Below are 26,142 nucleotides of genomic sequence, written 5' to 3'. Positions count from 1 at the left end.
ACTCACAATAATGCAACTCAAAAAACAAACATTTCAGTTTTTAAAAGACTTAAAAGAGAACAACAATCGTGATTGGTTTACTGAACATAAAAAGGATTTTACCTACGCTCAAAACAATGCAAAAGAGGTATACAAAACCATTCAGGAAAATTTGAATAAACACGATGAAGTTGATAAACATAAATTATTTAGGATTTATAGAGATGTTCGTTTTTCAAAAGATAAAACACCTTATAAAACACATTTTGGAGGTTCTTTTCATAGAAAAAAGCCTGAGTTAAGAGGTGGGTATTATTTACATATTTGTCCTGGAGATAGTTTTTTAGCAGGTGGATTTTGGGAACCCAACAAAGAGGATTTACTTCGTATTCGTAAAGAGTTTGAAATGGACGCTTCTGAAATAAGGGAAATTTTACAAGAGAAAAACTATACAAAGTATTTTGATGGGAAACTTGAAGGAGATGAGCTTAAAACTGCTCCTAAAGGATTTGATAAACAGCATCCAGATATCGATTTGATTCGTAAAAAAGGTTATATAGCTATTCAGCGTTTTTCTGATAAAGAAGTGTTAGCACCAGACTTTTTAACAAAGGTAGATGATGCTTTTAAAGCTTTGCGTCCGTTTTTTAATTACATGAGTGATGTGTTAACCACAAACTTAAATGGAGAAAGTATTTTAGATTAATTCAGGTGTAATCTAACTTCTCTTTTTAAATAAGCATAGGTAAGTACAGTAGATAAAACATCAGCTATAGGAAAAGACATCCAAACACCATTTACACCATAAAATTTAGGAAGTATATACACTAAAGGAATTAAAAAGATTCCTTGTTTTAAGAGTGTTAACAATAGCGCAGGTAAAGCTTTGCCTGCCGCTTGAAAGTATGCAGATCCAATTAATTGAGTAGTAATTACAGGAGTTGCTAAAAAAGCTATAATTAATGCATTAGGAGTAAGGTTTAATAACTTTTCGTCTTCTGTAAAGACACCAACCAACTCATTAGGAAATAACATTATCATGATAAAAATTAAAACAGCAATACCAGTACCATAAAGTATGGATGTTTTTATGGCTTCCTTAACTCTCTTTGTATTGTTAGCTCCATAATTGTATCCAGCAATAGGTAAAAAGCCTTGTGTTACTCCTAAAACAGGAAACAAAGCAAATAACATAACTCTATTAATAATACCATAGATTGCAATTGAAATTTCACCTCCGTATTTAAAAAGAGAATAATTTAAAATAATGGTCAAAATACTTATTGTTCCTTGTCTTACTACAGTTATTCCTCCTAAAGAAATAATCTCTTTTACAATAGAAAAATTTAATTTAAAATACTTTGGAATAATTTTTAATTCAGTTCTTTTTGAAATAAAAAACCATAAAATGAATAATCCACTTACTACATATGAAATAGAAGTTGCTAATCCTGCACCAAACATTCCTAAATTCATAAATTTTATAAAAACAACATCTAAGAATATGTTAGCAACTGCAGGAAACAGCATAGTAAGCATAGCATAATTAGGTTTTCCTACTGCTCTAATAACAGGGTTTCCCATCATAGCAAAAGCTAAAAAAGGAACACCCCAAACAATTACGTTAAAATATTCGGTTGCAGGTACAATAATATCTCCATTAGCACCAAAAAGGTGTAAAATAGGCGTACTAAAAAAGGTTCCTAAAAGCACAAACATTACTGAAAGTACAATAGTTAATGATATTTGGTTTCCAAAAACTTCAAAAGCCTTATCAGCTTTATTAGCACCTAATGCTCTGGAAATTATAGAGCTTCCTCCAATTCCAACTCCCATTCCTATAGATGAGATTAAAAAAGCAATTGGCAATACTACAGTGATAGCTGCAATAGCCAACACTCCAATCCATCTTCCAACAAAAATAGTGTCTACTATCATGTTAATTGACATCACCAAAATACCTATAGATGCAGGAATAGCTTGTTTTAAAAGAAGTTGACTAATACTTTTTGTGCCTAAGTCGTCAGCGATTCTATTCATGTTGCCTAAATTAACACGAAAAATCGTTCTAATTTAAAATCTACGTTATATTTAAGTAATAATTAACATCAAACCTGTAAGTTTGTTTTATGAATATATTTGAACAAAAACATATTGTAACAGCTAATGAAATAGATGAGTATAACCATGTAAACAATGTAGTGTACGTGCAATGGATGCAAAATATTTCTGATTCTCATTGGAAAGAACTATCAAAAAAAGCGACAAATATTGATTATGTTTGGTTTGTTATTCGTCATGAGGTTGATTATAAAAATCAAGCTGTGTTAGGAGATGAAGTAACGCTTAGAACTTGGGTTGGTAAAACTGAAGGAATAAAATCTATTCGTCATTTTGAAATATATAGAGATGAAACTTTATTAGTAAAATCACAAACCACATTCTGTTTATTAGATGCTGTTACTAAAAAGCCTAAAAGAATTACGAAAGAAGTAACAAACTTATTATTACCGTAAAAAAGAACAATATCTTTGCACTTATAAATTTATACAATGACAACATTTACCGCATTAGGAGTACGAAAAGAATATGTAAAAGGATTGAAAGAGTTAGGAATAACAACTCCTACTGAAGTGCAAGAAGAAGCGATACCTTACTTACTTGAAAATAATTCAGATTTTATTGGCTTAGCGCAAACAGGAACAGGAAAAACAGCAGCATACGGATTACCTATCTTACATAAGATTAACTCTTCTAAAGACCATATTCAAGCATTGATTTTAGCTCCTACAAGAGAATTGGCGCAACAAATAAAAAAGCAATTATTTAAGTTTACTAAATATGTAGATGAACGAATTTTTGTAGAAGCTGTTTTTGGAGGTGAAAAAATTGATCGTCAAATTAATAATTTAAAGAGAACTACCCATATTGTTGTAGCTACACCTGGGCGTTTAATTGATTTGATTGAAAGAGGTGAAGTCGATTTAAAAAACATTAAAACTCTTGTACTTGATGAAGCTGATGAAATGCTAAGTATGGGATTTAAATTAGAATTAAACCGTATTTTAAAGTATACCACTTCAGGTACTCGCAAAACATGGTTATTTTCAGCTACCATGCCAGATGAAATACGAAGTATCATTAAAAAATATATGAGTTCTTCAGCAAAACAAGTAGAGGTAAACAAGAACTCGTTGGTGAATGCTAATATTACACATCAGTTTGTACAAACAACAATTCAAGAAAAAACTGATAAGATAGTTTCTTTTTTAGAAAAACGACATGCTGAAAGAGGTATAATATTTACAAGAACCAAAGCAGGAGCTCAAAAATTAACTAAAGAACTAAAAGAAGAAGGATTTTCAGTTGAAGCGTTAGAAGGTGATATGCAACAGAAGGAGCGCGATAAAGTAATGCGTGCTTTTAAAAATGAGAGTCTTCAAATATTAGTTTCTACAGATGTTGCTGCTAGGGGAATTGATGTTCAAAACCTAGGTTTTGTTCTACATCATCAATTACCAGAAAAGTTAGAATATTATACACACAGAAGTGGTAGAACAGCCAGAGCAGGTAAAAGAGGGGTGTCTTTAGCTTTAATTCTTCAAAATGAAAGAAATCGTATTGCTGAAGTAGAAAAGGAATTACAAATACAATTTTCAGAAATATCTATATAAATGAGTATTATCTACGCCATAGACATCGCAGGAACATTCGCATTTGCCATTAGTGGAGCATTAGTAGCTATTCGAAAAAAATTTGATGTTTTTGGAGTGCTAATTATTGCTTTTGTTACGGCTGTAGGTGGTGGTATGACTAGAGATGTACTTATTAATGCGCATCCCATAAATTGGATTGGTGATATCAATTATATTTGGACAATACTCACAGCAGTAGTAGTTACTTTTTTATTTAGAAGTAAAATAGCTCCACTAAGAAAAACGATGTTTTTGTTCGATACGATTGGTATTAGTGTATTTACTTTAATAGGTGTTCAAAAAGGATTGAGTTTTGATTTGCATCCGTTTGTGGCGTTAGTTATGGGAATGTCTTCTGCTGTAATGGGAGGAGTTATTAGAGATGTGTTAACGAATGAAATTCCGTTAATTTTTCATAGAGAAATTTATGCATCTGCCTGTTTAGCTGGAGGTATGGTATACTTACTTTTACATTCTTTTAATATAAATGAAGATTTTCTTTTTGTAATTTCTGCGGCAATAATTGTTACTGTTAGAACTATTGCTGTACAATATAAATTAGAATTACCTAGAATTAAGAAAGATGTTTTTGGAAAATAATATGGACTATGAAAAAACTAATTTTTGAAAATTTAGAAGAACTTTCTAGTATAGAAGGAAAACAGTTGCCAATAGGAGAGTGGTATACTGTTACACAGCAAATGATTAACGATTTTGCCAATGCTACACTGGATAAGCAATGGATTCATATAGATGAAAATAAAGCAGCTAAATATTCTCCTACAGGAGCAACGATAGCTCACGGATTTATGTCTGTTTCTATGCTTTCTGAACTAATTTCGAAACAGTTTGAGGTTAAAAGTATAAAAATGGGGTTAAATTATGGACTGAATAAAGTACGTTTTCCAAATCCAGTTCCTGTAAACAGTGAATTACGACTAATAAGTTCTTTAAAGCAATTAGAAAATTTTAAAAAAGGAAAAAAACTCACATTTGACTGTACAATAGAAATAAAAGGACAAGAAAAACCTGCCTGTGTTGCTGAGTTTATCTTTGTACTATTCGAATAAAAAAAGCTGCTATAAAAAGCAGCTTTTTTATTATTTGTATTTTAGGTTAAGACATCCAACCTTTTTCAATAGTTTTTTTAGAGTACATTAACAAAAAGACTCCTATAAGAATAACCATTACAGGCATAACAACTCCACCAGGACCATATACTTCAGCTGCTCTACTCATAAATAAATTGTAAGACATTTGTGCTAGAATTGCTATTAAAGAAATTAAAAACACGAATCTGGCTGCTTTTTTTCTAGCTAATAAGAAAATGCTACCAAGTAACCCAGCAAAAACAGCTATAGCAAATGCGGCTGTTACCCAAGTAGGAATGTTTTCATATAAAGCTCTTTCAGCTTCAGGTAAGGCGGCTTTTACTTCATCTGTCATAAAGGCTTGTCCGATGTAAGACATAACACCTAAACAATTCCAAATAAGTGCAGCAACAGCAATAATCCAAAACAATGTAGTAGGTTTGTTTGAGTTTGTCATAAAATTAGGTTTAAAGTTAGTTGTAGTTAAATGTACTTATAAATAACTCAAAAAACAAAACAAACTGTAAATCAGTGTTTAACAAAATAAGTTTTTCAATGTGGTCTTAAAATAATGTTAAAGCTAATAAACTTATGTAACGAGTCGTAAAAACAAACGTCTTATGAGTATATAATTACTTAACAAGTAATGTTTAGTGATTAGTTAGTTTTTAATAGTTGATTGAAAAAGGCTCGAGATATTATCCCGAGCCTTTTTTATATTTAATTGGTGTCTAAAACTTTTATTTTCTTTCTAAAAGCGCCATGTAAAATCCATCATAACCAGATTTGTGCGATAGTACTTTTTCGTCTTTTACAAACTTAAAATCTTTTCCTGCATCAGAAGCTAAAAAGAACTCAACTTGTTGTTGATTTTCAGAAGGTAGTACCGAACAAGTAGCATAGACCATTTTTCCACCTGGTTTTACCATTTTAGAGTATTGTTGTAAAACTTCTTGTTGCGTACCACGAATTTGATCTAAAAATTCAGGTTGTAATTTCCATTTACTATCAGGATTTCTACGAATAACCCCTAAACCAGAACAAGGAGCATCTATTAAAACTCTATCTGCTTTTCCTTGTAGTTTCTTTATTACTTTTGTAGAATCGATTACACGAGTATCTATATTGTGAGCACCATTTCTACGAGCACGAACTTTTAGCTTTTTCAATTTACTCTCATAAATATCCATAGCTATAATCTGCCCTTTGTTTTTCATCAACGAAGCTATATGTAATGTTTTTCCGCCAGCACCAGCACAAGTATCTACCACTTTCATACCTGGTTCCACATCTAAATAAGCTGCTACTAATTGAGAAGAAGCATCTTGTACTTCAAAGAAACCTTTTTTAAAGGCTTCTGTTTTAAAAACATTAGCTCTTTCAACCAATTTTAAAGCATCATCATACCCTTTGATAAATACTGTTTCAATCCCTTCAGAAGCTAACATTTTCTGAAGCTTTTCTTTAGTTATATTTAAAGTATTTGTACGTAAAATAACTTCTGCTTGCTTGTTTAAAGCCGCTATTTCTTTTGTCCAAACTTCTTCTCCTAATTCTTGAACTCCTACTTCATCAATCCAATCAGGAATAGATTCTCTAAACTTTCTAATTTTTAACAATTCATCAAACTTCCCTTTAATTCTTCGGGTAGGAGTAGGTTCAATCTGATTCCAATCAGGTAATTGAATTCCTTTTAGTACACACCAAACAGCAAACAATCTCCATAAATCAGGACGAGAATATGGCGCTTTTACATTAGCTATTTCAGAATACAATCGTTTCCAACGAACAATATCATAAATAGTTTCAGCAACAAACTTTCTGTCACGTGCTCCCCAACGTTTATCTCTCTTCAAAGCTTTTTCAACAGCTTTATCTGCATATACATCTTCATTAAAAATATCGCGTAAGCTATCAATAACCGCGAAAACTAAATTTCTATGTAATCTCATTTGATGAATTTAAGAGTGCAAAGATAGTTGATTTTAATGGCTTTTTGTATTTTCGTTCTTAATGAATTTAAATAACCCCGTAACATATATAAAAGGAATTAGTGTTGCTAGAGCAGAGTTGTTATTTACCGAGTTAGGTATTAAAACTTGTAACGATTTATTGCACCTTTTTCCGTTTAGATATATCGATAAAACACAGTTTTATACGATTAATCAGTTGCAACAAAACTCTGCTGAAGTACAAATAGTAGGTAAGATTACAGGCGTAAAAACCGTAAAACAAAAAAGAGGTAGTAGGTTAGTGGCTACTTTTTCTGACACTACAGGTACCATGGAATTGGTTTGGTTTAAAGGGGCTAAATGGATTAAAGATAGTTTAAAAGTAAATGTTCCATATGTTATTTATGGAAAATTAAATTGGTATAATGGTACTCCTAATATGCCACATCCAGAAATGGAAACAGTAAAAGAATACAAAAGCAAGCTACAAATGGCTATGCAACCAGTATATCCTTCTACTGAAAAACTAAGCACTAAAGGAATAAGTAACAAGGTCATGCGTACGATGATTCAAAACTTGTTTCAGCAAGCTTATAATGATATCGAAGAAACTTTTCCAGCTTATTTTATTGAAGAACATCAATTTTTAGGTAAAAAAGAATCACTTTTAAATATTCACTTTCCTAAGAATCAAGAACTACTAGCAAAGGCTCAATATCGATTAAAGTTTGAAGAGTTATTCTTTATTCAATTACAATTACTACAGAGAAAACTCATCCGAAAATCAAAACTAAAAGGATTCGTTTTTGAACAGGTAGGAGAGGAGTTTACCAATTTTTATAACAATCACTTGCCCTTCGACTTAACAGGGGCTCAAAAACGAGTATTGAAAGAGATTCGTAAAGATGTTGGCTCTGGAGCGCACATGAACCGATTATTGCAGGGAGATGTAGGTTCTGGAAAAACGATTGTAGCATTATTGACTATGTTGTTGGCTATTGATAATGGCTATCAAGCCACCATTATGGCTCCTACCGAAATTCTTGCAACACAGCATTATAATGGGATAACAGAATTATTAGAGAAAACTGATATTAAAGTTGAATTATTAACAGGATCTACCAAAACAAAAAAGCGTAGAGAAATTCATGAAAGTTTAGAAGATGGTTCGCTACATATCCTGATAGGAACACATGCTATTTTAGAAGATAAAGTACAATTTAAAAACCTAGGTATTGCTATTATTGATGAGCAACATCGTTTTGGAGTTGCACAGAGAAGAAAGTTATGGGAAAAAAGTCCTTCTGATGGAAGGGCTATTCCTCCACATATTTTAGTTATGACTGCAACACCTATACCAAGAACATTGGCAATGTCCGTTTATGGTGATTTAGATATTTCTGTAATTGATGAACTGCCTCCTGGACGTAAAGAAATAAAAACGGTACATCGCTATGATAGTAATCGTTTAGGGGTATTTAAGTTTTTGAAAGATGAAATAGCTAAAGGAAGACAAGCATATGTAGTATATCCATTAATTCAAGAGTCTGAAGCAATGGATTACAAAGACTTAATGGATGGTTATGAGAGCATTTCTCGTGAGTTCCCTTCTCCCAAATACCAAATAAGCATTGTTCATGGGCAAATGAAACCTGCTGATAAAGACTACGAGATGGAACGTTTCGCCAAAGGAGATACTCAAATTATGGTGGCAACTACTGTAATTGAAGTAGGGGTAAACGTACCTAATGCTTCTGTAATGGTTATAGAGAGTGCAGAACGTTTTGGGTTAAGTCAGTTACATCAATTACGAGGTAGAGTAGGGCGTGGTGCAGAACAGAGCTACTGTATTTTATTATCGAGTTATAAATTATCTTCTGACGGAAAAACTCGTTTACAAACCATGGTAGAAACCACAGATGGTTTTAAAATCGCTGAAGTAGATTTAAAACTTCGTGGTCCTGGAAATATTATGGGAACACAACAAAGTGGTGTTTTAAATCTTAAAATAGCGGATGTTGTTAAGGACAGCCCTATATTACATATAGCTCGTAAAGCTGCTATAAATTTACTTCAAGAAGATCCCAATTTATCAGAAACAAAAAATTCCAGCTTGCTGAAAGCTTATGAAAAGCTTAGAAAAACAAGTGGAATTTGGAGTAATATAAGTTAGAATTAAGTACTACTAGTTAGTACTTAATTCTTCTTCACTATCTGTATTATCACTTTTATTGAATCTTAATATTAGATATCCAATTATAGCAGAAACTAAAGATCCTAATAAAACACCAATTTTTGCAGATCCTAAAAACTCAGGAGTACTAGCAAATGCTAAACTAGCTATGAATATTGCCATAGTAAATCCAATTCCTGCCAAGAAGGAAACTCCAATAATATGCTGACTGTTTATATCTTTAGGAACTTCTATTATTTTAAGTTTTTTAACTGTAGTAATAATAGCAGTAATACCTATACTGTTTCCTAAAATTAAACATAAAGCTATATTTATAATTAAGGAAGTGTCTAAATTAGCATCTCCATCTATTAAAACTCCTGCATTAGCCAAGGCGAAAATAGGAATAATAGCATATGCAACTATACCATGTAGTTTATGCTCTAAAAGTTGAAGAGGAGATTGATAGTCTTCTATCCAGTGATCTAGGTTATCTATTTCAGCAATTTGTTCTTTTGATAATATTGGTTTAGGAGAAACTTTAGCTTTTTTAATATTATCCATTATTTGAGATAAATTAGCTAAAAACTCAGGAGTATGTGCTTTTTGTCTAATAGGCACGGCAAAAGCCATTAAGATACCTGCAACTGTTGGGTGTATTCCTGCTTTTAAAAATAAAACCCAAATAACAGTACCAAACATAAAGGTTATATATTTAGAATAAAAACCTCTGTAAGCAATAAAATAAAGAAAAGCTAATAAAGCTATGGCAGCAGATATTAAAGTGATATCTATACTAGCACTGTAAAATAATGCAATAACTAAAACAGCTCCGATATCATCTACAATAGCAAAAGCAGTTAAAAATACTTTTAAACTAAGAGGCACCCTTCTTCCTAAAGTATTTAAAACAGCTAGAGAAAAGGCAATATCTGTAGCCATTGGAACACCCCATCCGTGGGCTGTTTCTGGATTTTTATTAAATAAAATAAAAAATAAAACAGGAAATAACATTCCACCAACTGCTCCAAAAAGAGGAAATGCTAGTTTTTTTGTAGAGTTTAACTCACCGATTAAGAATTCTCTTTTAATTTCTAAACCAATTAAAAAGAAGAACACAGCCATTAAACCATCATTAATCCAAAGTATTAATGGTTTATATAGCTCAAGGTGCTCGGACTTAAAACCTATTTTATATTCCCATAAAGCGTTATAACTATCTCTAAAAGGGGAATTTGCCCAAATAAGAGCTAATAAAGTTGCACCTAACAATAAAATACCACTAGCGCTTTCAGTTTTTAAAAAATTTTGAAATGGAGATATTATTCTCTTTTTACTCATATTTATATATAGATTGTAGCTTACTTTTTGAGAGATAAAAAGTAAGGATATTATTTTTTTGTTTTAGAAAGCGAAGATAATTCATCAAACTTTAACGAAAAGTTAAATTTTTAAAGATTTTTAACACTCAAGAAGGTAAAACGATATGAAATACCCAAATTTAATTGAGTATTACTTAAATTCCCTCCTTTTGCTTTTACATAACCCGCTCCTAATCTTAAACTTAATTTATTAGTAAGTTTTTGATTAACTCCAATACTAGGTTTAACAATTAATCCTTGTCCAGTACTAATACCTCCACCACCTGCTGCACCACCAAGAACTTGTACAAAAATAGAGGTTTTTTCGTTAAAAAACTCATTTGATTGAGCTCCTAGTCCAACAATTCCTTCAGCATAGGCACCCGCACCACCAAAATTAGCAAATGAAGTTTGACCTGCTGCGTATAAATATTTATTTAAAAAGAAGTTTAACTGTAATGATATTTGATGCATATTTTGATTAAATCCACCGTCTCTTGCAGCATTTAAGTATAAATCTTGCTTAATAATTGTTTCAAACCCTTTAAACTTTCCTTCAGAAAATTCTAAATCTTCTCTTTCTGAAAAAATTCCATCTCTATCAACATAATATTTTAATCCTAAACCATAAGTAGAGGAAACAAAATGAGAATTAGGACTCATCATATATCCCTTGTTAACAGAAGCGTATACATTTCCGAATAACTTTTGCTCTATAGAAAGATCAGGATATATTAAAAAACCTCCTTTAGTATCAACACCACCGCCACCGCCAGCGCCTACACCAAATTTAGCTAAAATATTCGTGCGATTTTTATTCATTGATAAATGATATCCTCCTCCTAAGAGGACATCCATATATCCAGCTTTGATACCATGATATGCTCCATCAGCTCTTACGAAAAAGAAAATATCATCAGTTATATATGAATTTAATTCAAATCCTGCTAAACGTATTGTATTTCCTTCATAAGATCCTTTGGTTACATAAGCATTATTTAAATGCATTAATAGTGAAATTCGATTACTTAAAGCATTCCATGAGGAGGTTTTTAAATCATCAATAGAAAAAGAATTTTCTCGTTCTTTAAAATCAGCTATTTTGAAAGATAAAGGAATCTGTACAGCAACATTAAATTGGCTACTGTTTATTGTTCCTCCATCAAAAAAGTCAACATAACTATATCCAGCTGTAGCTGAAAAGTGTTTAAAATCATATCCTAAGTTAAGATGTGGTAAAATAAAAGCGCCTCCACCGTCTGGAGCTGATGCACCACCACCTCCACCAAAATGAAGTCCAGTATCTACAAATAGTTTATCTGTTATTTTTTGTTGAATTCCGGCATTTACGCCTAAAGTAAAGAAACCACCACGAATACCACCTACAGCACCATATAACCCAACTCCTGCATAACTCCAATTATTCAACTTTAGGTTGTAATGGAGCCCTGTGTAATCCATATTTTCTTCTCCATCAGGCATTTTAATAGATAAAAAGTCTATTTGTCCGAAACCTAATTGTGTTTTCTGTTCTGGAATTGTGCTCGTTTGGGCATAAAAAAAATGAACACTCATTAGTAAAACTACTATGAGTGCTCTTTTTAGAAAAATGTTTAACATTTTAATTTATTTAGTTGTGTATTTGCTGACGTTCTCCATTTATGTATGAAGCTATAAAAGCGTCTTCAAATCCTAATTTAACCAGTTCTTTTTTTAGTTCTCTTGCTTCATCTAAAGTTAAAAATAAACCTAATGAATATTTAAAATAACCATCTGTATTAGCTACTATTGAAGGAATAACTTCAGAGGATAATAACGGATATTGGTTGTTAGACAGTACACCTATTTGAACTGAATATATGGTTTCACCTCTTGTGCCTTCTGCTATTTCGTTTGTAGCTGCTTCAATATCTATGGTAGATGTTTCTGTATCTCCATTTCTTGCAGCTCTAGCGTTGGCTCTACTAATACTATCTAGTACTCTGTATGCCTCTTGTTTTTTTACTGCTTCTATATCTACATTGTTGATAGCACTGTTACCACCATAAGCATAAAAATAATAAGCTGCTCCTGAAGCTATTCCGAATAAAAGTCCTAAAAAGATTGATAGACTTCTTGAACTTTTTTTAAATGAAGAGAATTCTTCTTGAGTACTGGCTAATTCATTTTCAGCTTCCTCTCTTTGTAATTTTGAATTGTCTAAGTCTTCTTGTATTAACTTAAACTTTTCTTCTTCTATAAAAGGCATAAGTATATGGGTTGATTAGTTAATATTCTGTGCACTAAAATACAAATCTTTTTTTTATCGTTTAATTCTGGTGATAAATAGTATTGTAAAGAGGTAAATCTATACTAAAAATTGAGGGTTAGCGTAAACTGTCATTTTATCATCTCGACTAAAACCAATCAGACAAATGCCAAATTCTTTAGCAAAATCTACCGCTAAAGAAGAACAGGCAGATACGGCTATTATAAATGGTATTTTAGCTAAAAAGGCCTTTGATACAATTTCGTAAGAAACTCTACCACTTACTAGCATGTATTTTGCTTCTTTAAGATTCGAATTACTAATTAAATCTCCTATGCATTTATCAACAGCATTATGGCGACCAATATCTTCTTGTATGGTTAATAGTTCTTGGTTTTTATTGAATATAGAGCAAGCATGACTTCCACCAGTTATTTTAAATGTTTTTTGTAAGCTATTTATTTTCAAAAACATATGTTTTGTAGTGTGAACAAACGATTTAAGATAAGTGGTGTCTTTATTTTTTAACGTGTTTCCTGTTACTTCTAAGTCTTTTAATTCTTTTTTTCCACAAATTCCGCAAGAAGAAATAGATAAAAGAGTACGTTTATTTAGGTAGCCTTTACCTAATCTTTCTTTCTTTATATCTACGTTTATTATGGTAGAATAATTTTCTTCATTTTTTACTACACTTAATTTAAAATCTTCATTTTTCTTACAAATATCTTCTGCATATAATAATCCTTTTATCAAGGCTTCATCACTTCCAGGAGTACGCATAACAACAGTATAGGGCTCATTATTTATATTAATTTGTAAAGGAGCTTCAATAACTAGATTGTCTTCTATTTTTATTGAAGCATTTTCAGATAGCTTAACAGATTGGTATGTGCTAGATTGTTTTGTCATAAAACAAATTTATATAAAAGGTAATTAAAAAAAAGTCTTGATTTAAGTATCAAGACTTTTAAAATGTTTTGCTTCCCCTAATAACAAAAACATTTCTTGAATATAAGGAAGTTATGTTAATTTAGCAATTTTAATTTTTACGAAATACTATTGAGTGTTTGTTTTTACACAATTAATAACGATTAACTCATTTTTTAAGTTTGTAGAGAAAAAAAGAAATGTATCACCTCCGTCTTTTAATTTTGTTTCTTTTCTTATTTGTGCTACAGTTTTAGGGAAATTACGAGTTGTGATATTAGCTTTGTCTACTATTATTTCTCTTTTTAATTTCTTTTTGTTATAAGAAAAAACAGAAATAATCTCAAAAATTCTTCCTGGGAAATCTTCAATTAATTCATCAGATGTATATAAATGAGAATGTTGATGTAACTTATAGATTTTTAATTGGCTTGCAACTTCATTAAATCCTCCAGATTTTAAAATTGCTGCATTAGGTTCGTATAAATACTTCTGAGGTAATGAATACTCAAAATCAATGTCACTTTTTAAATAAAAAGAAAAAGATTGTTTTCTGTTTTTCAATAAGTTAAATGTTTTCACCTTAACCAAATCTTCAAATTCTTTTTTTAGTAAAAAAAGTAATTCTTTCACCTCGTTGTTAACAGCTACTATATGAATTTCTTTAACAAATTTTAATTCATTTATTGTTGAAGTTATGTCTAGAATAGGAGAGTTCTTAATTAAAATAGTGTCTGATTTTTCGAATAAAAAATCTAAATTTTCTGGCACATTAGGTAGGCAGTCTTTTAACAAAAAGACCTTTCCTTTTATATCACTTCTTCGAGATGGGTCAATATAAATACAATCAAATTTTTGAGAAGTGTTTTTTAAATACTCTAAACCATCAGTAGCTATAGTCTGAATATTTGAAATACCTAATTCTTTGTAATTATGAGCAACAATTTCAGATAAATCATTATTAATTTCACAATGAATAACTTCTTTAAAGTTTTTAGAAAAAGCTAAACAATCAACTCCAAAACCTCCAGTAATATCAATAATAGAGTTTCCTAGCAACAAATTAGACTTATAATTAGCTGTAATTTCTGAAGAAGTCTGTTCTATACTAATTTTAGCGGGATAATAAATATTTTGTGAAATAAACCAAGTAGGTAATTTTTTCTCTGATTTCTGTTTTGCGACTAGTTGATTTGCTAATTCTTGTATGGTAATGTCTTTAAAAGGACTTCCTTTAAAAATTAATTCTTCAATATTAACATGTAAGTTTTCGTTAATATAATTCTGAACCTCAGTATGTAAAATATTTTTATTCAAAAAAGATTGATTTTAAAAGTGCTGTAAGCCGCAATATTACTAATATTTTAACAGTAATTAAACGCCTGCAATCATAGATTTTTACTACGTTTGTTTACTTATTATCAATTTAAAGTTAACAAATAATTTATTATGAAAAAAAGTATTTTAATACTTGCTATGATTTTTATTACAGCAAGTGCAAGTGCTCAATTTTATGTTTCTGCTAGTGGAGGTTATTCAATAGGAAGCGCAGGTACTAAGTTTGGAACAGAAACAACTATGGCTGGAGTAGAGAATACCTATGGGAGTTATGGAGAAGGAATGCATACTCAATTAAGAGGAGGGTATTTTTTTAACGATACTTTTGGTGTTGAAGCAGCCTTCGGATACTTACATGGAGCTGATCAAACTATTAGAAAAGTAACTATTCCTGGAAATGATGTTGATGTAGTTGCTAGAGCTAGAGCTTATGGAGCTTCTGCTTCTTTAGTGTATAAGTTTACAAATAATGTTTATGGGCGTTTTGGAGCGTTAATTAAAGTAGGAGGTGAAACTGAAGCTAAAGGATATATTAAACAAGATATGTCTGGTCAACCAGCTCCAAATGGAGGTAATTTCCCTGATGGAACATATAATGAAACTACTTTTGTTCAAGATTACAAAGGTCGTTTACCTTTAGGTTTTATAGGTGCTATTGGTTATAAGTATGAGCTTTCTAATAATGTTTCTTTATTTGCTGAATTAGAGTATATGGGAATTAGTGTTACTAGAGATAAAGCTATTTTTAAAGAGTTTAACTCAGAAATTGTTACTCCAGATGGAAATAGAACTACAGTAGCTACTATTAATAATTTACCTGCAGGTTATTCTAAAGAGATTTTATATGTAGATGACTTAACTCTTGCTGAGTACCAAGAAGCACAAGCAAATCCTTATGCTCGTAAGCAATTATCTGAAAAAGTACCATACTCTTCTTTTGGTATAAACTTCGGAATATCTTATAGTTTCGGAAAATAATATTCTTGAAATACAAAATAAAAGAGCAGCAAATATTTGCTGCTCTTTTATTTTAATAGTTTGTCATTAAATTAATTATACCCTTTAACATCTCCTAAATCTAATATTCCTACAGCCATTTCGTGCTTTGTAGGTAGTATTGCTCCAGATTCTGTGGTTATCCAATCATTCCAGCTAGCTTCTGTTCCGCCCGTAGGAATTATAGAAACCCACATTTTATAGCTTGTAGGCTTACCGTTTTCATCTAAAATCCACAAATACGAATCACCTGGTGTAGAACCGCCCGTGGTGTAAGTAACTAATAAAGCGTCTTTCCCTTCATAATTTACAAGTTTTCTTTCTATACCGTCATCAAAAACTTTGTATGGAGCAACTAACCAAAAACTATCATTATTAAAATAATCAATTGATTTTTGAAGAGTTTCTTTGTCATCAATTTCTTTTCCATTAATCAAAACAACACTTTTTCCTGGTTCTTTTGTGTGTAATGTTACCTTATTTTCATCCCAGGATACTTCAACTATATTTTCTTGTTTATCCCATTTGTAAAAACGTTTTCCTCTAAAACTCCATTCTATAAACCGTGTATTTTTATAGGCCTCGTAATTTAATGCTTTTAGCATTTTAGTAGCTAACTCATCCGCTTCAGGTCCTTTTTTTCCTGTAGGAATACTTTCGTTGTTTTTATAGTAGAAAACAGCTAATACTACCGCTCCTATTAAAAGTAAACCACCTAATATTCTAAATAACTTTTTCATTTTTATTGATTAATTGTTTAATTCCTTTAGCTAATTCATCAGCTGCCGCTGGATGTTTTCTAAACCACAATTCTGGTTCTATTAATTCTAGTTCAGCGATAGCTAATTTATCGTTATTATCAGTAAAAATATCTACTCTAGCGTAAATAGGCAAGTCGATACAAGCTTTTACGGCGTTCTCGGCAAAATCGATTTCCTCTTGTGTAGGAGAATAGTTATGAACAGAGCCGCCAAAATCATCTTGTACTCTAAAATCTCCAGATTTTGCTATTTTTAATACCGCATGTGTAAACTTACCATTCATTACCATTAATGATATTTCCCCTTTTTTCACAATATTATACTGAAAAGGTTGAAGAATCATTGCTTCTTCAGTTATCAATTCAGAAAAAATAACTTCAAATGACTCTATATTTTCAGAATTGATTTTATAAGTATGTCTTGCTGCTCCTGAAACACATGGTTTTAAAACAAACTCTTTTAAATCAAATTCATTTGAGAGTTCTTTTAGTGTTTGAGTAGTACCTTGTTCTATAAAATATGATTCACAAATATGTATTCCGTTTCGTTGTAAATCTTGTAAGTAGTGTTTGTCAATATTCCAACGAATAATTTTTTCTGAATTTAATAAAATAGTTTGCTGACTTACATTGTTTAACCATTCAGAAAATTCAGAAAATCGATCAAAATAATCCCATGTAGTTCTGAATAAAATATAACGAGTTGTTGACCAATCAAAGCTAACATCATCCCAAGAAAGACGATCTACATTTAAACCTTGATTTTCAAGTGCTAATTTTACATAATTATCTTCATCAAGTACGTTTTTTATGTATGTGTTTGTTTCAGTTGGATTTACATACCTTTTATCTGTTAAGATAATTACATCATATCTTTTCATTTGATATTAAATTACTTTGGTTTTATACGGGCAATGTACAGTAATTTTAACTGTTATAAAATGCTTATTTATGCTTATTTATGCTTATTGTAATACTTTATTGAAAGTTAGTTTTTTTTTCAATTTAAAATACCTGAAGGAGGAATGGCTATTTGGTTACAATTAGATCAAAAATATAATTGGAAGGAAATTGCAGTAGAAGCAAAAAAACACCAGTTAGAAATAGGGGAGTGGCAACGTTATGATTTAGCGAATAAAAAACACAATGCTATAAGAATTGGTTTTGCTAGTTATAATGAAGAAGAAATAATGTTGTTAGTAGAAAGACTCAAAAATACCTTAATGTCATTAAAAAACAAAAAACGCTTTTAAAAAGCGTTTTTTTATTAAAAGATATCTTTTACTAAATCATTCATACTATCGTACTCTTTAAATAAAAAACCAAAGAAATCTTTACTTTTTTTGTCTTGAGATTCAATTATTCCTTCAGAAAATCTATACTCTCTAAAGGTATTTAATTTTTTATTTAGGTCTTTTTTTAAACCTTTCTTTATAGGTAAATGATCTGTGTTTTTCACAAGTATATTTTTTATAAAGCGTTATTTAAATCTACTTTGTATTTATTTAATAAAGCTTTAGTAATTCCTAAGTTAGCTTCTTTAGAATCTACAGCTAAATAAATAAAGTAAGTACCACTAGGGGCGATGTTTATAATATGTACTTGGCTAGATAAAGTAATTGTGATATCCTGTATCTCTTCGTTTAATTTTAAAGCATCTATAGCTTTTAATTTAGCTTTTACCACTCCTAAATTATAAGCAGAAGCAAGTGTAGGATCGAAATTAGGATCTACTGTAAAAGATTCGTAAGCTTCCCCTGAACCTACATCTGTTATAGATACTGCAATAAATCCTGGAACATTAGTTCTTAAATTTTCGATAAAATCGTTTAAAATTTCCTTCATTTTGTGTGTGATTAATTTTTATTGTAAGATTAATAGATTTCTCTATGTAAAAGTTATAGCACTAACTTTTTTAAGGTAAGCTTTATCATAGCTACCTTAGATACGTCATCAGCTATTAAACAAATAATATGGTCATCACTATATTTGTTTACTACTACTAATTCGTCATTTGAGTTTAATACTAATTGATTAAGGTTGTTAGATTCTAGAACATCCTCGAAAAACTCATGAGACATTGTAACTACAACAGCCAACATAGCAGCTACATTATGCTCATTAGTTATATTGTAAGAATCTATAACATTTCCTTCAGAATCGAATACAAGTCCTTTGTTAGCCTCCGATTCTTCGACTAACATTTGTAAGTTTATTTCCCCCATATAATGTTTAACAGTAAGCATTAAAACATTGTTAATGCCAAAATTTGTTTCCTTTACTCCTTTTTAGACCCACTTATTTTAAAAAGGGTCACAAAAATAAGTCTTTATTTTAGTAAAATAATTTTGTTCAATGTTTTTTGTGACTTCTTTAACAAAAAAAGAATTATTTAAAAGGAAATAAAAAAAGACTAGATTTTTTTTAATCTAGTCTTTTTATGTGAGTATTAATCACTTTGTGGTTTTTGTTTGTTTTTAAACTTTACTAAGTCAAAAATGTTTTCAAACCTAGGTTCAAAAAAGAAATCGTAAACAGCTTCTTTTAAATCGTTTACACTGTTTATAGATTTTAAGGTTTCATTTTCATTAACAACTGAATTATTCGATAAAACTTTATTTTGAAATTCATTTTGAAAGAAGTTTATAAAGTTTTTAAATTCACTATCAATTGTTATATTCTGTATATCAATAGCTTTATAAGACTTCATTTAATTCTTGTTTGTATTTCTTTAGCATAGTTCTGGTAAGAGCCAAATTAGCCTTGTTAGAATCAACAGCTAGATAAATAAAATACTCTCCACTAGGAGACATATCAACAATATGTATATGATTATCTAACTTGAAGTGAATGTCATTAATGTTTTCTTTTAATCCTAAAATATCAATTGCTTTACGTTTGGCATTGATAATTTCAACGTTATAAGCACATGCTAAAGCAGGATCAAAACTTGTATCGGCTGAATCTGAGGCTAACGATTCACCTGAAGCAATTTCAGCAACACTAATTGCTATATATCCAGGGATATTTTCTTTTACATTTTGAACTAGAGTGGTTAAGATTTTCTCCATAGTTACGAGGGTTTTAATGTTAATAGTTAATTATATTTAGTTAAGGTTAAGAGTGTTAGTTTCTTTTTTAAACATAAGGTTCAGAAGACCAACATTAGTGTTCTTGTCTGCTAAGAAGCATAGTACATATTCTTTGTACTTAAAAAGGAACAATGCTTCTTTATCAGATTTAAGAATCATTTCATTAAGTTCTGTGTTAAAAAATAAACTAAAAAAGCTGCTAGACATATTAAATATGACAGCATCAAATGCAGCAATTTTATCTTTAATTTCTGGCAACTCATTATCTTGTGGGTAAAAATCAATTATTTTACCTTCATTATCAATTAAATAAATTGCTTTTGTTTTTGTTTCTAAAAGTAGTTTTTGTAAGTCCAATTTCTTTATAACTTTTTCACTAATATAAAGTTTTTTATTATTGAAAAAAAAGAAAAATGTTTGTTTTGTTATAAATAATGTAAATTTTTTATTAAAAAAATAATATCAACAAAACTAAACATCTAATTAAGCGGTAATTGTATAATTTAAATATTCGGTTTTAACTTTAAGTTAACTCTAACTTAATTTTATAAACTATTTTAATTAATAGAGTATGATTTTTGTCATGTTTAAAAAAAAAAATGATCTTTAGGTTTGTGGCAGCTGTGTTAAGAATACTTCATGAAAAATGATATTTTTTCTCAGTTGTTTTATCCCCCGATAATCTAAAACGTAAACAAAACACATTTTATAATTATGAAAACATAAATCAAATCAATTTAATTATATGACAACTAACTCTGAGAAAAAGTGGGATACTTTAAAAAGAAATCCAAAACTACCAACTCCAACCCCTGTAGATCGTGAAATTATACTAGATGAAAATGCTATTCTTCTAAGTATTACAGATACCAGAGGTGTAATTGAATATTGTAACGAAGATTTTGTTGAATCTTCTGGCTATGAAGAGTACGAATTAGTAGGATCTGGTCATAATGTTGTAAGACATCCAGATATGCCAAGAGTAATTTTCAAATTAATGTGGGAACGAATTCAAAAGAAACAAAACATAATTGCTTTTGTGAAAAACATGGCTAAAACAGGTAGATATTACTGGGTAATGACTGATTTTGTTGTAAAAGAAAATGAAAAAGGACAAGTTACAAACTATAAAGCACTACGAAAACCAGCACCTAGAAAAGCTATACAAGAAATCATTCCTTTATATAAGCGATTAAGAGAAATTGAAGATCTTAATGGAATCGAAGCTTCAGAAAAATTCTTAAAAGGGTTTTTAGATTCTAAAAACACTGATTATGACACTTATGTAGAAAAATTGATTACCGATAATTTAGGGAGTCTTTCAGAAAGTAGCACTCCTCAGGAAGTTGGAGGAACTAGTGAAAAGAAAAAAGGGTCTTTCTTTAAAAGATTCTTTGGAATAGAATAATACTTAATATCAATATCCCCCTGTAAAGGTTTTATGTTTAACAAGTTGCTTTAATCATCCGATTGTTGCCAAACAAATCTTTTCGAAGTTCAACTTTAGTAAAACCTTTACGCTTTAACATTTCTATAGTTTCAGAACCTAAATACTGATTAATCTCAAAAAAAAGTACTCCATTTTTAGTTAACGACTTAATGGCTAAATCGGCTATTTTTTTATAGAAAATCAAAGGATTATCATTATCAACAAATAAAGCTAAATGTGGTTCGTTTTCTAAAACATTGTTTTTAATCTCTATTTTTTCTAACTCACGTACATAAGGAGGATTAGATACTATTACATCGTATTGTTTAGGTAAACTCTCAGTTTTTAATATATCTTGATGTATAAAAGTAATTTCAGCTTCGTTTAATAAGGCATTTTCGTTAGCTATTTTTAAAGCTTCTTCAGATACATCAATGGCGCTTACTTTTGCGTTTGGAAGCTCTTTTTTTAAGCTAATAGGAATACAACCTGTACCAGTTCCTATATCCAAAATGGATAACTTTTGTTTATTATTTTCTAAATCTAATTCTTTTACTTCATTAAGAATCCATTCAACTAGTTCTTCAGTTTCTGGCCTCGGAATCAGTGTGTTTTCATTTACTTTAAAAGGGTATCCGTAAAACTCTGTTTTTCCTAATATATATTGAATTGGTTCTTCTTTTTTTAATCTAGCAAGAGCTGTGTTTAAAAGACCGTACTTTTCTGAAGGGATTTCTAAAGCTGGTTGTAAAGTAAGGTCTATTCGTTGAAGCTCTAAATATTCCTCTATCAACAAAAAAAAGAAGGTGTCTATTTCTCTTTTAGGGTATATACTTTCTAGTTCTTTGGTAAAATGTATTCTATAATCTTTTAACTGCATTGACTCTAAACTTATTTTATAAATCTTTTAGCATCCATACATTACATGAATAATGGCCTGTGTTTCCCATTGGTTTATCAAGATTTATAAATCCATTTTTGGCATATAAAGCTCTCGCAGCTTCCATATAAGGCATTGTTTCTAAATAACATTGTTCAAAACCTTGTTGTTTAGCCTTATCTAAGCAATAATCAATCAATTTACTTCCCAAGCCTTTTCCTCTAGCAATGGGTAAGAAGTACATTTTTTGGAATTCACATACGTTACCTTCAAAATTGTCTAAAGGGGCAAAACCAGCACCGCCAACAACTTTTCCTTGATGCTCAACTACAAAATAACCTGCCTTGTCTTTTTGGTAGGTTTCAAACATTTCATCGGTAGCCTTGTCTTCATAGGCTGTTCCTATTTTAGGAACTCCAAATTCGATCAGCACACCACGTATAACAGCAGCTAATTCTGCGTTATCGTGCGGTTTTACTTCTCTAATAATAAAATCAGAAGGTATCATAAGAATATAGTACTTTTGCTAAAGCAAAGTACCCAAAAAAACACGAGTTTTCATGAAGAAAATCATATATTTTTTACCTTTTTTACTTTTTATAGTAAGTTGCTCTGTAAAACAAAAACCTATCTTCTTAAAAGTAGATGATATTAAGCTGCTTTCAGCTACTACCGATACTATTAGAGTAGGAGCCAACGCTTATTTTAAAAATCCGAATGATATAGGTGGTAAAATAGCTACAGATGAAATTAAAGTCTTGGTTAATCAGGTACAAGTTGCTCAAGTGTCTTCAGAAGAATTTAAAGTTCCTGCTCGTAAAGAGTTTTCTATTCCTTTAAAAGTAGTTATTCCTGCTAAAAGAGTTTTTGAAAATAATAAAAATGGAGTTTTAGGTGGAATTCTTTCTTCTTTATTAAATCAAAGTTTAAAAGTTCAGTTTAAAGGAGATTTAAAATATAAAGTATTAGGTTTTTCACATGTGTACCCAATTGATCAAATTGAAGATGTAAAAATAAAATTATAACAATTTTGAATCGCGAAATATACATACAACGCTGCTTGCAATTGGCTAAAAATGGAATAGGAACAACACGCCCGAATCCATCAGTTGGAGCTGTAATAGTTCATAATAATAAAATTATAGGTGAAGGATTTACTTCTCCTTATGGTGATTCTCATGCTGAAGTAAACGCTATTCGTTCTGTTCATAATCAAGAGCTATTAAAAGAAGCTACTATTTATGTTACACTAGAACCTTGTTCTCATTATGGAAAAACACCACCATGTGCCGATTTAATAATAGAAAAAGGAATTCCGAATATAGTAATCGGTAGTGTAGATACAAATAGTTTGGTAGCTGGTAAAGGTATTGAACGTCTAAAAAAAGCAGGTAGAAATGTAACTGTAGGTGTTTGTGAAGAAGCTTGTAAAGACCACCATAAACGTTTTTTTACGGTTCAAAATAAAAAGAGACCTTTTATCATTTTAAAATGGGCAGAAACTAAAGACGGATTTATTGCTCCATTAACCAAAGATGAACAAAAGCCTGTGTGGATTTCCAATCCATACTCTCAACAGTTAGTTCATAAATGGCGTAGCGAAGAACATGCTATTTTAGTTGGTACAAATACCGTAATTTCTGATAATCCATCATTAACAGTTCGTAGTTGGTCAGGAAATCATCCTGTAAGAATTATTATTGATAAAACTTTAAGAATTTCTACAGGAGCAACTGTTTTTGATGGAGATATTCAAACAATAGTTGTTACAGAAGTAGAGAAAGAGACAGATGTCATTTCGAACGATAGTGAGAAATCTCATGTATTCATTTACGAACAAATCAATTTTTCTTCTCGAGTAGCAGAACAAATTTGTGAGGCACTACATAAACATCAAATACAATCGGTAATTATTGAAGGAGGGGCACAAACCTTACAAACATTTGTAGATGCAAATTTATGGGATGAAGCTAGAGTATTTATCGGCGATGTAAACTTTGGAGAAGGAGTGAAGCATCCTGTTTTCAACGCGAAACTTTTTTCCGAAGAAAAAATAGATAACGACATATTAAGAATATATAAGAATGATTAAAAACATCATTTTTGATTTTGGTGATGTATTCATCAATTTAGACAAAGAAGCAACATATAAGGAGCTTGCAAAATTAGGGGTTACAGAAATCTCTGAAGATATGATGCAGCAATACTATCAGTACGAAATGGGTTTAATTTCTACGGATGATTTTATTGATTTTTTCTACAATAAATTCAATATTCCTAAAGAAAAACTAATCTATTCATGGAATGCCATTTTGTTAGATTTCCCGAAGCATCGCTTAGATTTTTTGAAGAAACTTGCAGCAACGAATGATTATCGATTGTTTTTATTGAGTAACACCAACGATATGCATATTTCTTGGATTCAAAACGATTGGGGAGAAGAACTTTATAATGAATTTAAAAGTTATTTTGAACAGTTTTACTTATCGCATGAAATCAATCTAAGAAAACCAAATACTAACATTTTTGAGTTTGTTTTAAGCGAAAATAATTTACAGGCTTCTGAAACTATTTTTATAGATGACACCCAAGAAAACACCAATGCTGCACAAGAATTGGGTATTCATGTATGGAATAATTGTCCTAAAACAGAAGATGTTGTAGATTTATTAAAAAGAAAGGAGTTTATAGCGTGATATTCTTAATTTTCAGTGTTTTTATAACAAGTTTACTCTTTGTAATCTTTAAATTATTTGATGTTTACAAAGTAAATACATTTCAAGCCATTGTTTTAAACTATGCAGTAGCATTGTGTTTCGGGTTTGTGCATTCAGAAATTTCACTTTCTGTAGCAGAAATTCCACAACAACCTTGGTTTTTAGGAGCAACCATACTAGGTTTTTTATTTATTACTGTATTCCTTGTAATGGGAATTACAGCACAAAAAAACGGGTTATCAGTTGCTTCTGTAGCAGGAAAAATGTCAGTAGTCATCCCTGTTGTCTTAGGTGTTTTTCTTTATAATGAAAGTATTGGTTTTGTAAAAATTATTGGGATAATCCTAGCTTTGATAGCTGTTTATTTATCTTCTGCTAAAAGTGATACTGCTCCTGTTGAATTCAAAAACTTACTCTTTCCTTTATTACTTTTTCTAGGTTCTGGGAGTATTGATACTTTATTGAAATACACAGAAGACACTTATGTTTCTAAAGGGGCTGTACCTATGTTTTTATCCACCATTTTTGGTTGTGCCTTACTTTTTGGTGTTTTCTTTACTTTACTACAGTTTTTCAGTAAAAAAGTAAAGTTAGAATGGAAAACACTTATTGGAGGGATTGCCTTAGGAGTTCCTAACTATTATTCGATGGAATTTTTACTAAAAGCATTACAAACAGAAGGACTCGAAAGCGCTACAATTTTCACCATTAATAATGTTTCGGTAGTAGTTTTAACAACCATGTTTGCCTTATTGTTTTTTAAAGAAAAACTCGTTAAAAAGAATTGGATTGGTATTGGGCTTGCCATAATTAGTATTTTATTAGTAGTTTCGGCGTAATGAATGAAGAAATAAAAGACACCTATAAAACCATAACCAAACCTTCAGAAGAAACCTTGTTTAAAGACCGAAATAGCAAGTTTTTCGGGTATGCGTTTCCTGTTTTTTCTGAAGAGGATATTAAAGAACGATTAGAAGAACTTCGTAAACAACACCATACAGCTCGTCATCATTGTTATGCGTGGCAATTGGGAACCGAAAATATTCGTTTTCGTGCCAATGACGATGGTGAACCAAGCAACTCTGCGGGTCAGCCAATTTACGGACAAATTCAAGCATTTGATGTTACCAACATTTTAATTGTTTCGGTTCGTTATTTCGGAGGAACCAAACTAGGAGTAGGAGGTTTGATAAATGCCTATCGAAGCTCTGCGCAACTAGCTTTAGAAGCTTCAGATATTATAGAAAAAACGATCGATATTCATTATAAGCTAAAGTTTGGATATGATATGATGAACAAAGTACAGCGTATTATTAAAGAACGAAACCTAGATATCATCAATCAAAAACTTGAGTTGGACTGCGAATACACTATTTCTGTTCGTAAAAAAGAAGCTGAAAGTATTTTTGAGGTTTTTGATAACTTGTTTAAAGTAGAAATTAAGGAAGTGGAGTAGTCTATTTTTTAAGTAAACGCATTTTACAGTTTGATTTTAAGTAAATTA

The 26,142-nt window shown here is 30.6% G+C and carries 32 protein-coding genes; 14 read left to right on the top strand and 18 right to left on the bottom strand.

Annotation, left to right across the window (positions count from 1 at the left end):
* Positions 1 to 10: 10 nt before the first annotated feature.
* Positions 11 to 685, top strand: coding sequence for a DUF2461 domain-containing protein (locus N534_RS0108080; RefSeq protein ID WP_028892005.1), 675 nt, complete (start codon positions 11 to 13; stop codon positions 683 to 685).
* On the opposite strand, the gene N534_RS0108075 is transcribed toward N534_RS0108080, so the two are convergent.
* Positions 682 to 2,019, bottom strand: coding sequence for an MATE family efflux transporter (locus tag N534_RS0108075; protein ID WP_028892004.1), 1,338 nt, complete (start codon positions 2,017 to 2,019; stop codon positions 682 to 684). The genes N534_RS0108080 and N534_RS0108075 overlap by 4 nt on opposite strands.
* 89 nt (positions 2,020 to 2,108) lie before the next feature.
* Between N534_RS0108075 and N534_RS0108070 the strand changes: the two genes are divergently transcribed.
* The 4 genes from N534_RS0108070 to N534_RS0108055 are packed head-to-tail and all read left to right on the top strand — an operon-like array spanning position 2,109 to position 4,744.
* On the top strand, positions 2,109 to 2,495 hold the full coding sequence (locus tag N534_RS0108070; protein WP_028892003.1) for a thioesterase family protein: 387 nt from the start codon (positions 2,109 to 2,111) through the stop codon (positions 2,493 to 2,495).
* 36 nt (positions 2,496 to 2,531) lie between these two features.
* Complete coding sequence (locus N534_RS0108065) at positions 2,532 to 3,653, top strand: DEAD/DEAH box helicase (protein WP_028892002.1); 1,122 nt, start codon at positions 2,532 to 2,534, stop codon at positions 3,651 to 3,653.
* Positions 3,654 to 4,274, top strand: coding sequence for a trimeric intracellular cation channel family protein (locus N534_RS0108060; protein ID WP_028892001.1), 621 nt, complete (start codon positions 3,654 to 3,656; stop codon positions 4,272 to 4,274). It begins immediately after the preceding gene.
* 8 nt (positions 4,275 to 4,282) lie between these two features.
* Positions 4,283 to 4,744 carry a MaoC family dehydratase gene (locus N534_RS0108055; protein ID WP_038005774.1) on the top strand — a complete coding sequence of 154 codons (462 nt, stop codon included), beginning with the start codon at positions 4,283 to 4,285 and terminating at the stop codon, positions 4,742 to 4,744.
* Positions 4,745 to 4,790: 46 nt separating this feature from the next.
* On the opposite strand, the gene N534_RS0108050 is transcribed toward N534_RS0108055, so the two are convergent.
* Together N534_RS0108050 and N534_RS0108045 are read right to left on the bottom strand one after the other, a co-directional pair.
* Positions 4,791 to 5,222 carry a hypothetical protein gene (locus N534_RS0108050; RefSeq protein ID WP_028891999.1) on the bottom strand — a complete coding sequence of 144 codons (432 nt, stop codon included), beginning with the start codon at positions 5,220 to 5,222 and terminating at the stop codon, positions 4,791 to 4,793.
* A 283-nt stretch (positions 5,223 to 5,505) separates the two neighbouring features.
* A complete protein-coding gene (locus N534_RS0108045) occupies positions 5,506 to 6,717 on the bottom strand; it encodes an RsmB/NOP family class I SAM-dependent RNA methyltransferase (protein WP_028891998.1) in 1,212 nt (403 codons plus the stop codon).
* 61 nt (positions 6,718 to 6,778) lie between these two features.
* Between N534_RS0108045 and recG the strand changes: the two genes are divergently transcribed.
* Positions 6,779 to 8,890 carry an ATP-dependent DNA helicase RecG gene (gene recG / locus N534_RS0108040; protein WP_028891997.1) on the top strand — a complete coding sequence of 704 codons (2,112 nt, stop codon included), beginning with the start codon at positions 6,779 to 6,781 and terminating at the stop codon, positions 8,888 to 8,890.
* Between the two features lie 12 nt (positions 8,891 to 8,902).
* Here recG and nhaA read toward each other — a convergent pair whose 3' ends face one another.
* The 5 genes from nhaA to N534_RS0108015 form a co-directional block, all read right to left on the bottom strand.
* The gene (gene nhaA / locus N534_RS0108035) at positions 8,903 to 10,231 is read right to left on the bottom strand and encodes a Na+/H+ antiporter NhaA (protein ID WP_028891996.1); all 1,329 of its coding nucleotides are present in this window, start codon (positions 10,229 to 10,231) and stop codon (positions 8,903 to 8,905) included.
* 110 nt (positions 10,232 to 10,341) lie between these two features.
* Positions 10,342 to 11,826, bottom strand: coding sequence for a hypothetical protein (locus N534_RS0108030; RefSeq protein ID WP_231517311.1), 1,485 nt, complete (start codon positions 11,824 to 11,826; stop codon positions 10,342 to 10,344).
* Positions 11,827 to 11,881: 55 nt separating this feature from the next.
* The gene (locus N534_RS15070; protein WP_028891994.1) at positions 11,882 to 12,499 is read right to left on the bottom strand and encodes an SPOR domain-containing protein; all 618 of its coding nucleotides are present in this window, start codon (positions 12,497 to 12,499) and stop codon (positions 11,882 to 11,884) included.
* A 99-nt stretch (positions 12,500 to 12,598) separates the two neighbouring features.
* Positions 12,599 to 13,408 carry a formate dehydrogenase accessory sulfurtransferase FdhD gene (gene fdhD / locus N534_RS0108020; protein ID WP_038005772.1) on the bottom strand — a complete coding sequence of 270 codons (810 nt, stop codon included), beginning with the start codon at positions 13,406 to 13,408 and terminating at the stop codon, positions 12,599 to 12,601.
* A gap of 147 nt (positions 13,409 to 13,555) precedes the next feature.
* The gene (locus tag N534_RS0108015) at positions 13,556 to 14,743 is read right to left on the bottom strand and encodes a class I SAM-dependent methyltransferase (RefSeq protein WP_028891992.1); all 1,188 of its coding nucleotides are present in this window, start codon (positions 14,741 to 14,743) and stop codon (positions 13,556 to 13,558) included.
* Between the two features lie 132 nt (positions 14,744 to 14,875).
* Here N534_RS0108015 and N534_RS0108010 point away from each other — a divergent pair, with 132 nt between their 5' ends.
* Complete coding sequence (locus N534_RS0108010) at positions 14,876 to 15,742, top strand: outer membrane beta-barrel protein (RefSeq protein WP_028891991.1); 867 nt, start codon at positions 14,876 to 14,878, stop codon at positions 15,740 to 15,742.
* Positions 15,743 to 15,813: 71 nt separating this feature from the next.
* On the opposite strand, the gene N534_RS0108005 is transcribed toward N534_RS0108010, so the two are convergent.
* Both N534_RS0108005 and N534_RS0108000 read right to left on the bottom strand, forming a co-directional pair.
* On the bottom strand, positions 15,814 to 16,500 hold the full coding sequence (locus N534_RS0108005; RefSeq protein ID WP_028891990.1) for a hypothetical protein: 687 nt from the start codon (positions 16,498 to 16,500) through the stop codon (positions 15,814 to 15,816).
* The gene (locus tag N534_RS0108000) at positions 16,484 to 17,401 is read right to left on the bottom strand and encodes a RimK family alpha-L-glutamate ligase (protein ID WP_028891989.1); all 918 of its coding nucleotides are present in this window, start codon (positions 17,399 to 17,401) and stop codon (positions 16,484 to 16,486) included. The genes N534_RS0108005 and N534_RS0108000 overlap by 17 nt, the downstream gene beginning before the upstream one ends.
* Before the next feature lie 144 nt (positions 17,402 to 17,545).
* Here N534_RS0108000 and N534_RS0107995 point away from each other — a divergent pair, with 144 nt between their 5' ends.
* Positions 17,546 to 17,773: a hypothetical protein gene (locus tag N534_RS0107995; protein ID WP_028891988.1), complete on the top strand. Its 228-nt coding sequence runs from the start codon at positions 17,546 to 17,548 to the stop codon at positions 17,771 to 17,773.
* Positions 17,774 to 17,787: 14 nt separating this feature from the next.
* On the opposite strand, the gene N534_RS0107990 is transcribed toward N534_RS0107995, so the two are convergent.
* The 6 genes from N534_RS0107990 to N534_RS0107965 all read right to left on the bottom strand — a co-directional run bounded on the left by N534_RS0107990 (position 17,788) and on the right by N534_RS0107965 (position 19,969).
* Complete coding sequence (locus tag N534_RS0107990) at positions 17,788 to 17,979, bottom strand: hypothetical protein (RefSeq protein ID WP_028891987.1); 192 nt, start codon at positions 17,977 to 17,979, stop codon at positions 17,788 to 17,790.
* A gap of 11 nt (positions 17,980 to 17,990) precedes the next feature.
* Positions 17,991 to 18,365: a hypothetical protein gene (locus N534_RS0107985; RefSeq protein ID WP_028891986.1), complete on the bottom strand. Its 375-nt coding sequence runs from the start codon at positions 18,363 to 18,365 to the stop codon at positions 17,991 to 17,993.
* Positions 18,366 to 18,418: 53 nt separating this feature from the next.
* Positions 18,419 to 18,766, bottom strand: coding sequence for a hypothetical protein (locus tag N534_RS0107980; RefSeq protein ID WP_038005769.1), 348 nt, complete (start codon positions 18,764 to 18,766; stop codon positions 18,419 to 18,421).
* Positions 18,767 to 18,969: 203 nt separating this feature from the next.
* On the bottom strand, positions 18,970 to 19,230 hold the full coding sequence (locus N534_RS0107975; protein WP_028891984.1) for a hypothetical protein: 261 nt from the start codon (positions 19,228 to 19,230) through the stop codon (positions 18,970 to 18,972).
* On the bottom strand, positions 19,217 to 19,591 hold the full coding sequence (locus N534_RS0107970) for a hypothetical protein (RefSeq protein ID WP_028891983.1): 375 nt from the start codon (positions 19,589 to 19,591) through the stop codon (positions 19,217 to 19,219). The genes N534_RS0107975 and N534_RS0107970 overlap by 14 nt, the downstream gene beginning before the upstream one ends.
* 36 nt (positions 19,592 to 19,627) lie before the next feature.
* Complete coding sequence (locus tag N534_RS0107965) at positions 19,628 to 19,969, bottom strand: hypothetical protein (protein WP_028891982.1); 342 nt, start codon at positions 19,967 to 19,969, stop codon at positions 19,628 to 19,630.
* Between the two features lie 388 nt (positions 19,970 to 20,357).
* Here N534_RS0107965 and N534_RS14580 point away from each other — a divergent pair, with 388 nt between their 5' ends.
* Positions 20,358 to 21,020, top strand: a complete 663-nt coding sequence (locus N534_RS14580; RefSeq protein ID WP_038005766.1) for a PAS domain-containing protein — start codon at positions 20,358 to 20,360, stop codon at positions 21,018 to 21,020.
* Positions 21,021 to 21,057: 37 nt separating this feature from the next.
* On the opposite strand, the gene prmC is transcribed toward N534_RS14580, so the two are convergent.
* Positions 21,058 to 21,921: a peptide chain release factor N(5)-glutamine methyltransferase gene (prmC, locus tag N534_RS0107955; RefSeq protein ID WP_028891981.1), complete on the bottom strand. Its 864-nt coding sequence runs from the start codon at positions 21,919 to 21,921 to the stop codon at positions 21,058 to 21,060.
* Positions 21,922 to 21,937: 16 nt separating this feature from the next.
* The gene (locus N534_RS0107950; RefSeq protein WP_028891980.1) at positions 21,938 to 22,429 is read right to left on the bottom strand and encodes a GNAT family N-acetyltransferase; all 492 of its coding nucleotides are present in this window, start codon (positions 22,427 to 22,429) and stop codon (positions 21,938 to 21,940) included.
* A 52-nt stretch (positions 22,430 to 22,481) separates the two neighbouring features.
* Between N534_RS0107950 and N534_RS0107945 the strand changes: the two genes are divergently transcribed.
* From N534_RS0107945 to N534_RS0107925, 5 genes are read left to right on the top strand one after another with little or no spacing between them, the layout of a single operon-like run.
* On the top strand, positions 22,482 to 22,946 hold the full coding sequence (locus N534_RS0107945; protein ID WP_028891979.1) for an LEA type 2 family protein: 465 nt from the start codon (positions 22,482 to 22,484) through the stop codon (positions 22,944 to 22,946).
* A gap of 2 nt (positions 22,947 to 22,948) precedes the next feature.
* A complete protein-coding gene (gene ribD / locus N534_RS0107940; RefSeq protein WP_028891978.1) occupies positions 22,949 to 24,013 on the top strand; it encodes a bifunctional diaminohydroxyphosphoribosylaminopyrimidine deaminase/5-amino-6-(5-phosphoribosylamino)uracil reductase RibD in 1,065 nt (354 codons plus the stop codon).
* Positions 24,006 to 24,617, top strand: a complete 612-nt coding sequence (locus tag N534_RS0107935) for an HAD-IA family hydrolase (protein WP_028891977.1) — start codon at positions 24,006 to 24,008, stop codon at positions 24,615 to 24,617. The genes ribD and N534_RS0107935 overlap by 8 nt, the downstream gene beginning before the upstream one ends.
* A complete protein-coding gene (locus tag N534_RS0107930; RefSeq protein WP_028891976.1) occupies positions 24,614 to 25,477 on the top strand; it encodes an EamA family transporter in 864 nt (287 codons plus the stop codon). The genes N534_RS0107935 and N534_RS0107930 overlap by 4 nt, the downstream gene beginning before the upstream one ends.
* The gene (locus tag N534_RS0107925) at positions 25,477 to 26,094 is read left to right on the top strand and encodes a YigZ family protein (protein ID WP_156025579.1); all 618 of its coding nucleotides are present in this window, start codon (positions 25,477 to 25,479) and stop codon (positions 26,092 to 26,094) included. The genes N534_RS0107930 and N534_RS0107925 overlap by 1 nt, the downstream gene beginning before the upstream one ends.
* Positions 26,095 to 26,142: the final 48 nt, after the last annotated feature.

Source organism: Tenacibaculum sp. 47A_GOM-205m (assembly GCF_000518405.1).
GTDB lineage: Bacteria > Bacteroidota > Bacteroidia > Flavobacteriales > Flavobacteriaceae > Polaribacter > Polaribacter lutimaris.
Note: the sequence above shows the minus strand (reverse complement) of the source record. Positions and strands in the feature narration are given on the sequence as shown.

Coding starts and splice junctions, on each gene's coding strand:
- N534_RS0108080 (WP_028892005.1), top strand. CDS start 11: ATGCAACTCAAAAAACAAACATTTCAGTTTTTAAAAGACTTAAAAGAG.
- N534_RS0108075 (WP_028892004.1), bottom strand. CDS start 2,019: ATGAATAGAATCGCTGACGACTTAGGCACAAAAAGTATTAGTCAACTT.
- N534_RS0108070 (WP_028892003.1), top strand. CDS start 2,109: ATGAATATATTTGAACAAAAACATATTGTAACAGCTAATGAAATAGAT.
- N534_RS0108065 (WP_028892002.1), top strand. CDS start 2,532: ATGACAACATTTACCGCATTAGGAGTACGAAAAGAATATGTAAAAGGA.
- N534_RS0108060 (WP_028892001.1), top strand. CDS start 3,654: ATGAGTATTATCTACGCCATAGACATCGCAGGAACATTCGCATTTGCC.
- N534_RS0108055 (WP_038005774.1), top strand. CDS start 4,283: ATGAAAAAACTAATTTTTGAAAATTTAGAAGAACTTTCTAGTATAGAA.
- N534_RS0108050 (WP_028891999.1), bottom strand. CDS start 5,222: ATGACAAACTCAAACAAACCTACTACATTGTTTTGGATTATTGCTGTT.
- N534_RS0108045 (WP_028891998.1), bottom strand. CDS start 6,717: ATGAGATTACATAGAAATTTAGTTTTCGCGGTTATTGATAGCTTACGC.
- recG (WP_028891997.1), top strand. CDS start 6,779: ATGAATTTAAATAACCCCGTAACATATATAAAAGGAATTAGTGTTGCT.
- nhaA (WP_028891996.1), bottom strand. CDS start 10,231: ATGAGTAAAAAGAGAATAATATCTCCATTTCAAAATTTTTTAAAAACT.
- N534_RS0108030 (WP_231517311.1), bottom strand. CDS start 11,826: ATGAGTGTTCATTTTTTTTATGCCCAAACGAGCACAATTCCAGAACAG.
- N534_RS15070 (WP_028891994.1), bottom strand. CDS start 12,499: ATGCCTTTTATAGAAGAAGAAAAGTTTAAGTTAATACAAGAAGACTTA.
- fdhD (WP_038005772.1), bottom strand. CDS start 13,408: ATGACAAAACAATCTAGCACATACCAATCTGTTAAGCTATCTGAAAAT.
- N534_RS0108010 (WP_028891991.1), top strand. CDS start 14,876: ATGAAAAAAAGTATTTTAATACTTGCTATGATTTTTATTACAGCAAGT.
- N534_RS0108005 (WP_028891990.1), bottom strand. CDS start 16,500: ATGAAAAAGTTATTTAGAATATTAGGTGGTTTACTTTTAATAGGAGCG.
- N534_RS0108000 (WP_028891989.1), bottom strand. CDS start 17,401: ATGAAAAGATATGATGTAATTATCTTAACAGATAAAAGGTATGTAAAT.
- N534_RS0107995 (WP_028891988.1), top strand. CDS start 17,546: ATGGCTATTTGGTTACAATTAGATCAAAAATATAATTGGAAGGAAATT.
- N534_RS0107985 (WP_028891986.1), bottom strand. CDS start 18,365: ATGAAGGAAATTTTAAACGATTTTATCGAAAATTTAAGAACTAATGTT.
- N534_RS0107980 (WP_038005769.1), bottom strand. CDS start 18,766: ATGCTTACTGTTAAACATTATATGGGGGAAATAAACTTACAAATGTTA.
- N534_RS0107975 (WP_028891984.1), bottom strand. CDS start 19,230: ATGAAGTCTTATAAAGCTATTGATATACAGAATATAACAATTGATAGT.
- N534_RS0107970 (WP_028891983.1), bottom strand. CDS start 19,591: ATGGAGAAAATCTTAACCACTCTAGTTCAAAATGTAAAAGAAAATATC.
- N534_RS14580 (WP_038005766.1), top strand. CDS start 20,358: ATGACAACTAACTCTGAGAAAAAGTGGGATACTTTAAAAAGAAATCCA.
- prmC (WP_028891981.1), bottom strand. CDS start 21,921: ATGCAGTTAAAAGATTATAGAATACATTTTACCAAAGAACTAGAAAGT.
- N534_RS0107950 (WP_028891980.1), bottom strand. CDS start 22,429: ATGATACCTTCTGATTTTATTATTAGAGAAGTAAAACCGCACGATAAC.
- N534_RS0107945 (WP_028891979.1), top strand. CDS start 22,482: ATGAAGAAAATCATATATTTTTTACCTTTTTTACTTTTTATAGTAAGT.
- N534_RS0107935 (WP_028891977.1), top strand. CDS start 24,006: ATGATTAAAAACATCATTTTTGATTTTGGTGATGTATTCATCAATTTA.
- N534_RS0107925 (WP_156025579.1), top strand. CDS start 25,477: ATGAATGAAGAAATAAAAGACACCTATAAAACCATAACCAAACCTTCA.